The 12,621-nt window shown below is 66.6% G+C and carries 13 protein-coding genes and 1 riboswitch; of the genes, 4 read left to right on the top strand and 9 right to left on the bottom strand.

The window, feature by feature from the left end; translation table 11 throughout:
• Positions 1 to 7 precede the first annotated feature (7 nt).
• Positions 8 to 1,519: a M20 family metallopeptidase gene (locus tag ACSFA8_RS07265; RefSeq protein WP_435478824.1), complete on the bottom strand. Its 1,512-nt coding sequence runs from the start codon at positions 1,517 to 1,519 to the stop codon at positions 8 to 10.
• 91 nt (positions 1,520 to 1,610) lie between these two features.
• Here ACSFA8_RS07265 and ACSFA8_RS07260 point away from each other — a divergent pair, with 91 nt between their 5' ends.
• Positions 1,611 to 2,393, top strand: a complete 783-nt coding sequence (locus tag ACSFA8_RS07260; protein ID WP_435478823.1) for a DUF72 domain-containing protein — start codon at positions 1,611 to 1,613, stop codon at positions 2,391 to 2,393.
• On the opposite strand, the gene ACSFA8_RS07255 is transcribed toward ACSFA8_RS07260, so the two are convergent.
• On the bottom strand, positions 2,390 to 2,923 hold the full coding sequence (locus tag ACSFA8_RS07255; RefSeq protein WP_435478822.1) for a bactofilin family protein: 534 nt from the start codon (positions 2,921 to 2,923) through the stop codon (positions 2,390 to 2,392). The two genes, ACSFA8_RS07260 and ACSFA8_RS07255, sit on opposite strands and share 4 nt — an antisense overlap.
• A gap of 162 nt (positions 2,924 to 3,085) precedes the next feature.
• On the opposite strand from ACSFA8_RS07255, the gene ACSFA8_RS07250 reads away from it, so the two are divergent.
• Positions 3,086 to 4,015 (top strand): ion transporter, encoded by a 930-nt coding sequence (locus ACSFA8_RS07250; RefSeq protein ID WP_435479203.1) that lies wholly within the window; start codon positions 3,086 to 3,088, stop codon positions 4,013 to 4,015.
• A 109-nt stretch (positions 4,016 to 4,124) separates the two neighbouring features.
• Here ACSFA8_RS07250 and metW read toward each other — a convergent pair whose 3' ends face one another.
• The 3 genes from metW to ACSFA8_RS07235 form a co-directional block, all read right to left on the bottom strand.
• Complete coding sequence (gene metW, locus ACSFA8_RS07245; RefSeq protein WP_286540425.1) at positions 4,125 to 4,709, bottom strand: methionine biosynthesis protein MetW; 585 nt, start codon at positions 4,707 to 4,709, stop codon at positions 4,125 to 4,127.
• A complete protein-coding gene (gene metX, locus ACSFA8_RS07240; RefSeq protein WP_435478821.1) occupies positions 4,706 to 5,845 on the bottom strand; it encodes a homoserine O-succinyltransferase MetX in 1,140 nt (379 codons plus the stop codon). Before metX ends, metW begins: the two co-directional genes overlap by 4 nt.
• Before the next feature lie 111 nt (positions 5,846 to 5,956).
• Positions 5,957 to 6,517 carry a TMEM165/GDT1 family protein gene (locus ACSFA8_RS07235; protein ID WP_435478820.1) on the bottom strand — a complete coding sequence of 187 codons (561 nt, stop codon included), beginning with the start codon at positions 6,515 to 6,517 and terminating at the stop codon, positions 5,957 to 5,959.
• A gap of 5 nt (positions 6,518 to 6,522) precedes the next feature.
• Positions 6,523 to 6,708, bottom strand: a riboswitch (yybP-ykoY riboswitch).
• A gap of 252 nt (positions 6,709 to 6,960) precedes the next feature.
• Here ACSFA8_RS07235 and ACSFA8_RS07230 point away from each other — a divergent pair.
• A complete protein-coding gene (locus tag ACSFA8_RS07230) occupies positions 6,961 to 7,512 on the top strand; it encodes an RNA recognition motif domain-containing protein (protein ID WP_435478819.1) in 552 nt (183 codons plus the stop codon).
• 59 nt (positions 7,513 to 7,571) lie between these two features.
• Here ACSFA8_RS07230 and ACSFA8_RS07225 read toward each other — a convergent pair whose 3' ends face one another.
• The 4 genes from ACSFA8_RS07225 to ACSFA8_RS07210 are packed head-to-tail and all read right to left on the bottom strand — an operon-like array spanning position 7,572 to position 10,581.
• A complete protein-coding gene (locus tag ACSFA8_RS07225; protein ID WP_435478818.1) occupies positions 7,572 to 8,354 on the bottom strand; it encodes an SDR family oxidoreductase in 783 nt (260 codons plus the stop codon).
• A 21-nt stretch (positions 8,355 to 8,375) separates the two neighbouring features.
• The gene (lptC, locus tag ACSFA8_RS07220) at positions 8,376 to 8,999 is read right to left on the bottom strand and encodes an LPS export ABC transporter periplasmic protein LptC (protein WP_435479202.1); all 624 of its coding nucleotides are present in this window, start codon (positions 8,997 to 8,999) and stop codon (positions 8,376 to 8,378) included.
• A gap of 20 nt (positions 9,000 to 9,019) precedes the next feature.
• Complete coding sequence (locus ACSFA8_RS07215) at positions 9,020 to 9,580, bottom strand: KdsC family phosphatase (protein ID WP_435478817.1); 561 nt, start codon at positions 9,578 to 9,580, stop codon at positions 9,020 to 9,022.
• Positions 9,580 to 10,581 carry a KpsF/GutQ family sugar-phosphate isomerase gene (locus ACSFA8_RS07210; protein WP_435478816.1) on the bottom strand — a complete coding sequence of 334 codons (1,002 nt, stop codon included), beginning with the start codon at positions 10,579 to 10,581 and terminating at the stop codon, positions 9,580 to 9,582. Before ACSFA8_RS07210 ends, ACSFA8_RS07215 begins: the two co-directional genes overlap by 1 nt.
• A gap of 54 nt (positions 10,582 to 10,635) precedes the next feature.
• Between ACSFA8_RS07210 and ACSFA8_RS07205 the strand changes: the two genes are divergently transcribed.
• Complete coding sequence (locus ACSFA8_RS07205) at positions 10,636 to 12,621, top strand: monovalent cation:proton antiporter family protein (protein WP_435478815.1); 1,986 nt, start codon at positions 10,636 to 10,638, stop codon at positions 12,619 to 12,621.

Here is a 12,621-nt window from a genome sequence, read left to right as displayed (position 1 = left end):
CCGGCGCTCAAGCGCTGACGGCTTCGGCCGCGTGCGACACCGGCAACGCGGCGATCACTTCGGCCACCGCGGCGGTGAGCTTCTTGGCATAGGGCACATGCAGGAATTCATTGGGTCCGTGCGCGTTGCTCTTGGGGCCGAGCACGCCGCAAACCATCATCTGCGCCTGAGGAAAGCCTTCGCTCAGCATGTTCATGAGCGGGATGGTGCCGCCTTGGCCGATGTAGCCGCAGGGTGCGCCGAAATGGGCCTGGCTCGCGGCGTTGAGCGCCTGCTCGAACCACGGCGTGATCGCGGGTGCGTTCCAGCCGGTTGCGCCGCCGCCATGCTCGAAGGTCACCCGCGCCTGATAGGGCGCGTTGTCTTCAAGTAGCTTCTTCATTTCCGCCACCGCGGCGTCGGCTTCCACCAGGGGCGGCAGGCGCAGCGAGAGCTTGAACGCGGTGTAGGGGCGCAGGACATTGCCCGCGTCCTTCAGTGCAGGGAACCCCTCGGCACCGGTGACGCTCAGTGTCGGCTTCCAGGTGCGGTTCAGCAGCGCCTCGACAGGGTCGGTGGTGGTCGGCAGCGCGAAGGTGGTCGAGCCGCCGCAGTCGTAATGCGCCCACGGAAAGCGCTTGTAGACCTCGTCGCCGAGGATCGCGGCCGTGGCCCGGGCCTGTGCCAGCCGGTCGGCTGGCACTTCGCAATGGAAGCTGGCGGGCAGCATGCGGCCGGTGGCGCTGTCTTCGAGCCGGTCGAGCACCTGACGCATGATCCGGAAGCTCGACGGCACCAGACCCGAAGCGTCGCCGGAGTGGATGCCTTCGGTCAGCACCTCGACCTTGAGCGTGCCGCTCGCCATGCCGCGCAGCGAGGTGGTGAGCCAGAGCTGGTCGTAGTTGCCGGCGCCCGAGTCGAGGCAGATCACCAGGCCGACATCGCCGAGCCGGTCTTTCAGTGCGGTCACGTAGGGCAGCAGGTCGTAGGAGCCAGACTCCTCGCAAGTCTCGATGAGGCCGACGATGCGCGGGTGGGCCGCGTCCTGTGCCTTGAGCGCCTGCAGCGCCGCGACGCTGGCGTAGACCGCGTAGCCGTCATCGGCGCCGCCGCGGCCATAGAGCAGGCCGTCCTGGTACTTGGGCGTCCAGGGGCCGAGATCGTTGCGCCAGCCGGTGAACTCGGGCTGCTTGTCGAGGTGGCCGTACATCAGCACGGTGTCGGTCATGGCCGTGCCGGTCGCAGGCACCTCGAAAAACAGCACCGGCGTGCGGCCTTCGAGCCGCACGATCTCGAGCTTCAGGCCCTCTACCTTCTGCGCCTCGACCCAGCTGGCCGCGTTGCGTATCACTGTTTCGAGATACCCGTTGGCCGACCAATCCTTGTCGAAGCCCGGCGACTTGGCCGGGATCTCGATGTAGCTGGTGAGCTGTTTGACGATGTCGGTGTCCCACTTCGTGGTGACGTCGGACAAGGCGCGTTCGGCGTCGAGGAAGCCGGCGGGCCGTTCCAGCTGACTGCGGTACAGCGGTGCGTTCATGGTGTGGGGATCTCCGCGGGTGAGGAAAAAAGCATTTTGCGCCTGCGCACCGGCTTGCGTAGAGTGCGATGGCATCAACCCGGAGACCGACGTGAGCAAAGCAGCAGCAAGCAACGTGAGAGTGGGCATCGGCGGCTGGACTTTCGAGCCCTGGCGCGACAACTTCTATCCCAAGGGGCTGTCGCATGCGAAAGAGCTGGGCTACGCCAGCCGCCGCCTGAGCGCCATCGAAGTCAATGGCACTTACTACAGCACCATGAAGCCCGAGAGCTTTCGCAAGTGGCACGACGAAACGCCCGACGATTTCGTGTTCTCGCTGAAGGCCTCACGCTTTGCGACCAACCGCCGCGTGCTGGCCGATGCCGGCGATTCGATCCAGCGTTTCCTGGGCAGCGGTCTCGCCGAACTGGGCGACAAGCTCGGCCCGATCGTCTGGCAGTTCATGCCGACCAAGCAGTTCGACGCAGAGGACTTCGAGGCATTTCTGGCGCTGCTGCCGAAGAAGGAGGGCAGCCGCAGCTTGCGCCATGTGATGGACGTGCGGCACGAGAGCTTCATCGTGCCCGCCTACCAGAAGCTCGCGAAGAAGTACCAGGTGGCGACCGTCTTCACCGACTCGGACAAGTTCCCGTCATTCGAGGAGCCCGAAGGCGAGTTCGCCTATGCACGGCTCATGATGGCCGACGCCGGGCTCAAGGCCGGCTATGCGCCGAAGGCGCTCGATGCATGGGCCGAGCGGGCGCAGGGCTGGGCCAAGGCGCCGAAGAAGCGCGATGTGTTCGTCTACTTCATCAACGGCGCCAAAGAAAAAGCACCGGCCGCGGCCGGTGCCTTGCTGGAGCGTTTGGGCTGGAAGCCCGCAGAAGGCCCTTAGGCGGCGGCTTGCAGGGCCGGCTTGCTTTCGGACTTGGCGCCCGAGGTGCCGAACGTGATTTCGCCCGAAAGCTGGCCGCCTTCTTCGATCACGATCTTGCTGTAGCGGATCTTGCCCGTGACCTTGCCGGTCGAGTGGATCACGAGCTTTTCGCGCACCGTAAGGTTGCCCTCGAACAGGCCATGGATCTCGGCAATGTCGATTTCGGCGGAGCCCTTGAAGGCGCCCTGCTCGGCGATCTGCATCACGCGCGAATCCATCGTGGCTTCCACCAGGCCTTCGACGATCAACGTGTCGCAGTCGGTGATCTCGACGCCCTTCAGCTTGATGTTCGGGCCGACGGTGAGCTTGCTGCCGCCTTCCTTGGACGCCGCCACGGCATTGGCCGCCTGCGCATTGATCAACGACGACGAGGGACTCACTGGCGAGCCCGACAAGTTAGTGGGGGAGCCGACCAGCGGTGCAGGACGGGAGGTGAGGTTGTCGGTGTCGCTGGTGCGTTTGCCGAAGAAGGGGGACTGTGTGGCCAAAAGAGAGCTCCTCAAGAAAGAGGACTATCGTAAGAACGCGCTTACGCATCCCGGCACTTCATTGCGAAAGATGCGTAACTGAATAAATCGAAAAACGGGCGGGCTGGGTACTTAAGATTGCGTTGCGCACCGGATCGCGCGGCAGCACCCGACACGCCGACAATCACCCGCATGTCGATCCTCGCCCCCTCCGCTTCGCCGGTCGCAGCCACCACGGACGACGACGCGCGCTTCGGCAAGCCCGACCAGGGCTGGCGTAGAGCGCTCTTTTCCGTGATCTTCGAATCCGGAACACGCGCCGGCCGCCTGTTCGACCTGGTGCTGATCGCGGTGATCCTGGCCAGCGTGGCCGTCGTCATCCTGGACAGCGTGCAGCCGATCCGCGCGCGCTGGGGCAGCGCCTTCGGCGTGCTCGAATGGGTTTTCACCGGGCTGTTTACGCTCGAGTACCTGGGCCGGCTCGCCTGCGTGCGGCGGCCGCTGCGCTATGCGATGAGCTTCTATGGGGTGATCGATCTGCTCGCGCTGCTGCCGACCTTTCTGGTGGTGCTGGTGCCCGAGGCCTCATACCTGATCGACGTGCGCATCCTGCGGTTGCTGCGCGTGTTCCGCATCTTCAAGCTGTCGCGCTATTCGGCCGAGTACCGCATGCTGGTCACGGCGGTCGCGGCGAGCCGCCGCAAGATCACCGTGTTCGTCGGCTTCGTCATGCTCGTGGTGCTGGTGATGGGCACGCTGATCTATGTGGTCGAAGGGCCGACGCATGGCTTCACCAGCATTCCGGTGGCGGTGTACTGGGCGATCTCGACCATGACCACGGTCGGCTTCGGCGACCTGGTGCCGAAGACCGACCTGGGCCGCTTCATCGCCTCCGTGATGATGCTGCTCGGATGGGGTGTGCTTGCGGTGCCGACCGGCATTGTGTCCGCGGAAATGGCGCGTCGAGGGCCGGACGGCGAACCGGTGCTGCTGCCCTCGCGCGGCCTGCTTGCGGCCACCGGCCCCGATGCCGCCCCCCCGGTTTCGCCGCGCCGCCTTACGCCGGCTGCCAGACGACGCGCCCTTGCGCAGCATCGTCGAGGCGGGCGATGACGCGAGCGCGGCCACCCGGTCGGCCACCGGCTGCACGCAGCCGATGAAGCGGCTCTAGCGGATCACGAGCTCGCTGTGCAGCGGTGCGGCGAGCGTGAAAGGCACCGCGTCAGGTGCGTTCGAACTTGAACACCGCGGTGCCGGCACGCGCGTTCGGAAGCCAGCGCACTTCACGCCCTTCCTGCAGGCCGAAGGCATCGAGCAGCCGCAGCTTGTTGCGCTGCGCGAGCACCTCGAAGTCCTTGAAGGTGCCGACGCGGATATTGGGCGTGTCGTACCACTGGTAGGGCAGCCGCCGGGTCACGGGCATGCGGCCGCGCGCCACGCTGAGCCGATTGGGCCAGTGCGCGAAGTTGGGGAACGCGACGATGCCGGTGCGGCCCACGCGCGCGGTTTCGCGCAGCATGATCTCGGCATTGCGCAGATGCTGCAGGGTGTCGATCTGCAGCACCACGTCGAACGAGGCGTCGTCGAACATCGCGAGGCCTTCGTCGAGATTGAGCTGGATCACGTCGACGCCGCGGCGAATGCACTGCAGCACGTTGCCGTCGGCAATCTCGACGCCGTAGCCGCTGCAGCCGCGCTCGCGCTGAAGCAGGTCGAGCATGGCGCCGTCGCCGCAGCCGAGATCGAGCACGCGCGCGCCGCGGGGCACCAGGCGGGCGATCAGCTGTTGGGTTGCCAGGTCGCTCACAGCGCGATCCTCTCGAAGTAGGAACGCACCACGCCGTGGTAGCGGGCGTCGTCGAGCAGGAACGCGTCGTGGCCGTGCGGCGCGTCGATCTCGGCGTAGCTCACGCTGCGCCGGTTGTCGAGCAGTGCCTTCACCAGTTCGCGACTGCGCGCCGGCGAGAACCGCCAGTCGGTCGTGAAGCTCACGAGCAGAAACCTGGCCGAGGCCCGGGCCAGCGCCTCGGTCAGGCTGCCGCCGAAGGAGCGTGCAGGGTCGAAGTAGTCGAGCGCGCGCGTGATCAGCAGGTAGGTGTTGGCGTCGAAGTACTCGCTGAACTTGTCGCCCTGGTGGCGCAGGTAGCTTTCGATCTGGAACTCCACCTCCTGCGTCGAATACCGGTAGGCTGTGCCGGCCACTTCGCCCTCGACCGCGCTGCGCAGCATGCGGCCGAATTTCTCGTTCATCACGTCGTCGCTGAGGTAGGTGATGTGCCCGATCATGCGGGCGATGCGCAGGCCCCGCTTGGGCACCACGCCGTGCTCGTAGAAGTGGCCGCCGTTGAAGTCCGGGTCGGTCACGATCGCGCGGCGTGCGACCTCGTTGAAGGCGATGTTCTCGGCCGTGAGGTTCGGCGCGCTGGCCACCACCACGGCATGGCGCACGCGCTCGGGGTATTGCAGCGTCCAGCTCAATGCCTGCATGCCGCCGAGGCTGCCGCCCATCACGGCCGCGAGTGTCTGGATGCCGAGCGCGTCGAGCAGGGCGGCCTGCGCGTCGATCCAATCTTCGACCGTGACGACCGGAAAGTCGGCGCCGTAGACGCGGCCCGATTGCGGGTTGATGTGCATCGGCCCGGTCGAGCCGAAGCACGAGCCGAGGTTGTTGACGCCGATCACGAAGAAGCGGTCGGTGTCGACCGGCTTGCCGGGGCCGATCATGTTGTCCCACCAGCCCGTGGATTTCGCCTGGCCCGCATAGCTGCCCGCCACATGGTGGTCGGCATTGAGCGCATGGCAGACCAGCACCGCGTTGCTCTTGTTTGCATTGAGCGCGCCGTAAGTCTCGTAGGCCAGCGTGTAGTCGGCGATCGACCTGCCGCTGCGCAAGGGCAGCGGGCCCGCGAAGGACATCGACTGTGGAACGACTTCAAAAGACATGAAAAAACCCGGCCTCGCCAAAAACGAGCCGGGTCGGCCACGGTCTTTAGCTGAATTTGTTAAGCGCCCGCAAGCTGTAGCAAATCGGCGCAGGGGAAGTATAGCCGCCGGTCAGCCGGCGATCATCACGAGGCCGAGGATCAGGAAGATCACGGCGGAGATGCCGTGCACCAGCTTGATCGGCACGCGGCGCATGATGCGTTCGCCGAGAAAGACCACGGGCGCGTTGGCCAGCATCATGCCCAGCGTGGTGCCGGCCACGACCCAGACGTAGTCGTGCACGAAGCGGGCGGCGAGCATCACGGTCGCGATCTGGGTCTTGTCGCCCATCTCGGCCAGAAAGAACGCGATGACCGTGGTGCCGAACACGCCGAAGTGCGAACTTCTGCCAGCTTCGTCGTCGTCGAGCTTGTCCGGAATCAACACCCAGATCGCCATGGCAATGAAGGAGCCTCCGAGGATCCAGCGCAGCGGGGTCGGCCCGAGCCAGTGCGTGACCCAGGTGCCGACTGCGCCGGCCAGCGCGTGGTTGACGAGGGTGGCGGCGAAGATGCCCAGCACGATCGGCCAGGGCTTGCGAAAGCGTGCGGCGAGCACAAGCGCCAGCAGTTGGGTCTTGTCGCCCATTTCGGCGAGCGCGACGATGCCGGTGGCAACCAGAAAAGCTTCCATGACGTGAGGTTCCTTGGGCCGAAGGACGCAATTGACCGTGCAACACCTTCGGCCATATTCCCGAAGTTGCACAGTCAAAGGTCTCGCCAGGTGGAACACTGTTTGCGCCATGTTCTGCTGGGCCGCAGGACAAGTCTGTTGACGCAAGCCCTTCTCGCGATGGAAGGCGGCTACTCCCCAATGACAGCGACGATTCTAGCCCGATGGGGCGGCGTGCAATGTGAGTGGGCGCTGGCTCCTGGAATTTTGCGGGCGGCGTGATCCAAGCCGCAAATTCCGTTTTGCGTGTTTGATATTTCACTCATAATGAACGGGCGTCCCTCCGCAAAATACTGGAAGACGCATTCGGGTGATCGGTCAGTTTCGCGCGACTCAGCGATTCAATGTTGGTTGTGCTCTCGGGACTCCATCGCTTTCTTTGATGTGTTTATAGGAGTCCCGTGATGGGCAACAAACTGTACGTCGGCAACCTGCCTTATTCGGTTCGCGACAGTGACCTCGAGCAGGCCTTCGGCCAATTCGGCGCAGTAACCAGCGCCAAAGTCATGATGGAGCGCGACACCGGCCGCTCCAAGGGCTTCGGTTTCGTCGAGATGGGCAGTGATGCCGAAGCGCAAGCCGCCATCAGCGGCATGAACGGCCAGCCGCTTGGCGGCCGCAGCGTCGTCGTGAACGAAGCACGCCCGATGGAAGCACGACCACCCCGCACCGGCGGCTACGGTGGTGGCAGTGGCGGCGGCGGCGGTGGTTACGGCGGTGGTGGTGGCGGCGGCGGCTACGGCGGTGGTGGCGCGGGCGGCGGCCGCAGCGGCGGCGGTTACGGCGGTGGCGGTGGTGGCCGCAGCGGTGGTGGCGGCGGCTATGGTGGTGGTGGCGGCGGCGGCGATGGCGGGTTCCGCAGCCCTTACGGCGCTGGTCCGCGCGGCGGCGGTGGTCGCAGTGGTGGCGGAGGCTACGGCGGCGGCAACAACAACGGCGGCAACAGCGGTTACTGACCACCCGGCGTCTTTCGACGCATGCAAAAAGAAGGCTCCTCTCGGGAGCCTTTTTGTTTTCAGCTTTCGCCAAGCCGCTTCTTGCGGCCACGGCCCTGGACGGCGCGGTCGTAGAGCGCGTTCGGCAGCACCCGCATGATCTTGGCGATCACGCCCATCTGCCATGGGATGACGCGGTAGCTCACGCCGGACTCGATGCCGCGAAAAGCCTGTTCGGCGAAATCCTCGGCCTTCATCAGGAACGGCATGCCGTAGCGGTTGCCTTGCGTCAGCGGCGTGTCGATGTAGCCGGGGCAGAGCGTGACCACCCGGACGCCGCTGGGTCGCAGTTCGCCGCGCAGGCTTTCGCAGTACGCCACCACGCCGGCCTTGCTGGCGCTATAGGCGCCGTGGCCCGGCAGGCCACGGATCGCAGCGACGCTGCCGATGCCGACCAGACGGCCGCTGCCGCGCGCCACCATGGCCGCGACGAAAGGATGGAAAGTGGCGGCCAAACCGGTGTTGTTGGTGGCGAAGGTGCTGGCCAGCACATCGAGATCGCTCCGTTCCGCGGTGTCGATGCCCACGCTGATGCCGGCGTTGGCAATGACCACGTCGGGCAGGCCCTGCTGCACGATGCAGGCCTGGCCGGCACCCACGATGCTGTCGGTCTGCGCCACGTCGGCGCTGTAGATCCGATAGCGTGCTGCGTCCAGCTGACGGGCGCTGGCCCACGATTCGATCTGATCCGTGCGGCGCGCCACCAGCGCCAGGTCATAGCCGGCGCTGTAGAAACGTGCGGCCAGCGCCTGGCCGATGCCGCTCGAAGCGCCGGTGATGAAAACCAGGCGGCGTTGCGTCATGCTTCTCCCTTGCTCCTGTTGTCAGGGTTTCGGCGCGGGCGCAGCCGCCGAGGGAATCAGCACGCCGCGCACGCGGCCCTGCAGGTTGGCGACACCGCTCAGGTTGTCGTAGTCGAGTGTATTGGCAGTGAACGTGTCGGTGCCGCGGGTCAGCGTGACCGGTTTGTTCGAGCGCACCTGTTCGGTGTCGAGAAACACGTGCAGGAACTCGCCGCGGAACTCGAGCCGCGGCAGCGGCCGGCCGTTCGCGCCGACGGCCGCATCGCGCACCACCACCGCATTGCCGAACAGCTGGATCTCGCTGCCATCGCCGTTCGAGAGGCCACGGTCGGCGGTGGCGCGGGTGACGAGGCCGGCCGGCGAAACCGAGCGTGTTCGAACCTGGTCCACCTCCAGCGTGTCGTTGTCGGGATAGTGCCGGCCTTCCTTGCCGGCCAGCTCGCTGCGCAGCTCGCCGTTCGGCAGGAAGTTCTTGATCACGAAGCCGCGCATGAAGTAGTCGGGCTCGTGCCGCGGCGCCTCTTGGGTGGTCGGCTCAAGCAAGCGCGGCGCGTTGCGCACCAGCCAGTAGGTGCCGAGCGCCAGCGCGGCCGTCAGGATGATCGGCAGGTAAAGCGTGGCGCGGTCGATGCCGCGCCGCAGCATCGCGAACAGGGTGGAATGGTTCAAGCGACCGGCCCCCGCGCCAGATCGAGCAGTCGCCGGTAGTGGCCGCCGGCTGTGAGCAACAGGTCGCAGAACTCGCGCCCCGCGCCTTCGCCGCCGCGTGCCGTTGTCACATAGTGCGCGATGGCGCGCACTTCGCAGTGCGCGTTGGCCGGCGCGGCGGCAAAGCCGCAATGCGCCAGCACCGGCAGGTCGGGCCAGTCGTCGCCAATGCCGGCAGCTTGCGTCCAGTCGAGGCCCAGCGCCGCCAGCATCGCCTCGGCCGCAGGCAGCTTGTTCTCGGTGCCGTAGCGCACGTGTTCGATGCCAAGTGCTTCGAGCCGGACGCGCAACGGCCTCGAATCGCGCCCCGTGATCACGGCCGGGGTGATCCCGGCCTGGCGCAGCAGCTTGAGGCCATGCCCGTCGAGGATGCTGAAGCGCTTGAGCGTTTCGCCGTGCTCGCTGAAGTAGACGCCGCCATCGGTCAGCACGCCATCGACGTCGAAAAACGCGATGCGCACATCCTGCGCGGCGAGCAGGGTCTCGGGGCTGAAGCGGGCGACCGGTGTTGCGGCCATCAGATGACCTTGGCCCGCATCAGGTCGTTGATGCTGAGTGCGCCGATCAGCAGCCCGGCCGCATCGACCACCAGGATGCTGGTGATCCGGTGCTGCTCCATCGCCTCGGCCGCCTCCACGCCCAGCGCGTCGGCGCGCACGGTGCGCGGGCCGGCATGCATCACGTCGGCGGCGGTCAGCTCGCGCAGATCGGCGCCGGTTTCGACCAGCCGGCGCAGGTCGCCGTCGGTGAACACGCCGATCGCCCGGCCCTGCGGGTCGATCACGGCGGCGGCACCGAGGCCCTTGGAACTCATCTCGCGCATCAGCTCGCTGAGCTTGGCGGAAGGCGCAACGCGCGGCACTTCGTCACCGGTGCGCATGAGGTCGCTCACATGCGTCAGCAACTTGCGCCCGAGCGCGCCCCCCGGATGCGAGCGCGCGAAGTCTTCGGTGCCGAAGCCACGGGCGTCGAGCAGCGCGACAGCGAGCGCATCGCCCAGCGCCATCTGTGCGGTGGTGCTTGCGGTGGGTGCGAGGTTGAGCGGGCAGGCTTCCTTTTCGACGCCGCTGTCGAGCACCAGGTCGGCATGGCGCGCCAGCATGGATTCGGGCCCGCCCGTGATGGCGATCAGCGGGACGCCCTGGCGCTTGACCACAGGCAGGATCGCGGCAAGTTCGTCGCTCTCGCCGCTGTTGGAGATGGCCAGCACCAGATCGACGGCCTTGATCATGCCGAGGTCGCCATGGCTGGCCTCGGCCGGATGCACGAACATGGCCGGCGTGCCGGTGGAGGCCAGCGTGGCGGCGATCTTGCGGCCGACGTGGCCGCTCTTGCCCATGCCCATCACGACCACGCGCCCGCGCACGTTGAGGATCTTCTGCACCGCCTCGACGAAGCTGGGCCCGACGCGCTCTTTCAGCCCCAGCACGGCCGCCGCTTCGATGTCGAAGGTGAGGCGGGCGCGTGCCAGCAGCTTGTCGGGGTCGGCGCTGGCGGCCAGATCGGGGCGGGAACTCATCGCGGCGATTTTAGGCGGGGCTCGCAAGCCGCCCACATCCTCTAGCATCGGGTCATGTCCTCGTTCCATCTCACGCTCCTTTATCTGCTTTCTGCGGTGGTTGGCGTGGTGGTGTGTCGCTCGCTCAAGCTGCCGCCGATGCTCGGCTACCTGGTGGCCGGCGTATTGATCGGGCCGCACGCGATGGCACTGACGGACAACACCGAAGGCATTCGGCACCTCGGCGAGTTCGGCGTGGTGTTCCTGATGTTCGTGATCGGGCTCGAGTTCAGCCTGCCCAAGCTGCGCGCGATGCGCCAGCACGTGTTCGGCCTGGGGATGCTGCAGGTACTGCTCACCATGACCATCGCGACGGCCGGCGCACTGATCGTTGCCTCCTGGCTGCCGCCGGAATGGCAGCTCGGCTGGCAGACCGCACTGGCCCTGTCCGGCGCACTCACCATGAGCAGCACCGCTATCGTGGTCAAGCTGATGTCGGAGCGGCTCGAGCTCGAAAGCGAGCACGGCAAGCGCGTGATGGGCGTGCTGCTGTTCCAGGATCTGGCCGTGGTGCCGCTGCTGGTGCTGATTCCGGCGCTCGGCGCGCCGCCCGAGGCGCTCCTCAGGGCGCTGGCGCTGGCCCTGGTGAAGGCCAGCTTCCTGATCGGCATCCTGCTTTATGGCGGGCCGCGCGTGATGCGCTGGTGGCTCACCATCGTGGCGCGGCTGCGCAGCGAGGAGTTGTTCATCCTCAATGTGCTGCTGGTCACGCTCGGCCTGGCCTGGCTGACCGAGCTGGCGGGCCTGTCGCTCGCGCTGGGCGCCTTCGTCGCCGGCATGCTGGTGTCGGAGACCGAATACAAGCACCAGGTCGAGACCGACATCCGGCCGTTCCACGATGTGCTGCTGGGGCTGTTTTTCATCACCATCGGCATGTCGCTGGACTGGCATATCGCGGTCGACCACTGGCTGCTGGTGGCCGTGCTGCTGGTGCTGCCGCTGAGCTTCAAGCTGGTGCTGGTGACAGTGCTGGCGCGCACGCTCGGCGCGACCTCCGGTGTATCGCTGCGCACCGGCCTCTACCTGGCGCAGGCCGGCGAGTTCGGCTTCGTGCTGCTGGCGCTGGCGCAGGAACGCAGCCTGTTGCCGGCGTGGTTGGTGAACCCGGTGCTGGCCTCGATGGTGCTGTCGATGCTGGCCACGCCCTTCATCATCATGTACAGCAACAAGATCGTGCGAAAGCTGGTTGCGAGCGACTGGCTGCAGCAGTCGCTGCAGATGACCAACATTGCGCGCAAGACCATCAACACGAGCAAGCACGTGATCATCTGCGGCTATGGCCGCTGCGGCCAGAACCTGGCGCGCATCCTCGAACGCGAAGGCATTCCCTACATGGCGCTCGACCTCGATCCTGACCGAGTGCGCCAGGCTGCCGCTGCCGGCGACTCGGTGGTGTTCGGCGACGCCGCGCGGCTGCAGGCGCTGATGGCCGCAGGCCTGGCGCGCGCCAGCGCCGTCGTCGTGACCTACCTCGACGTGGCTGGCGCGCTCAAGGTGCTGTCCAGCACGCGCACCCATGCACCGCAGGTGCCGGTGATCGTGCGCACGCAGGACGACCACGATCTCGAAAAGCTGCAGGCCGCAGGCGCCACCGAAGTGGTGCCCGAAGCGATCGAGGGTTCGCTGATGCTGGCCAGCCACGCACTGGCGCTGGTCGGCGTGCCGATGCGGCGCGTGATCCGCGTGGTGCAGGATCAGCGCGACGCTCGCTACAACCTGCTGCGCGGCTACTTCCACGGCGCCGACGACGACAACGCCGACGAACTCGACCACGAGCGGCTCAACTCGTTCACGCTTACGCCGGGCGCGCGGGCGATCGGCCAGTCGCTCGCGCGGCTGGCGCTGCATGCGGTCGGGGTGCGCGTGGCCAGCCTGCGCCGGCATGACGGCAAGGCGGTAACGCCGGAGGACGACACGGTGCTGTCGGATGGCGACACGCTGGTGCTGTCGGGCAAACCGGCCGCGCTGGCGGTGGCGATCGACAAGCTGCAGAAAGGCTGA

This window comes from Variovorax nitratireducens, from assembly GCF_051216545.1.
Lineage (GTDB): Bacteria > Pseudomonadota > Gammaproteobacteria > Burkholderiales > Burkholderiaceae_C > Variovorax.
This window is presented reverse-complemented; position numbering and strand designations above follow the sequence as displayed.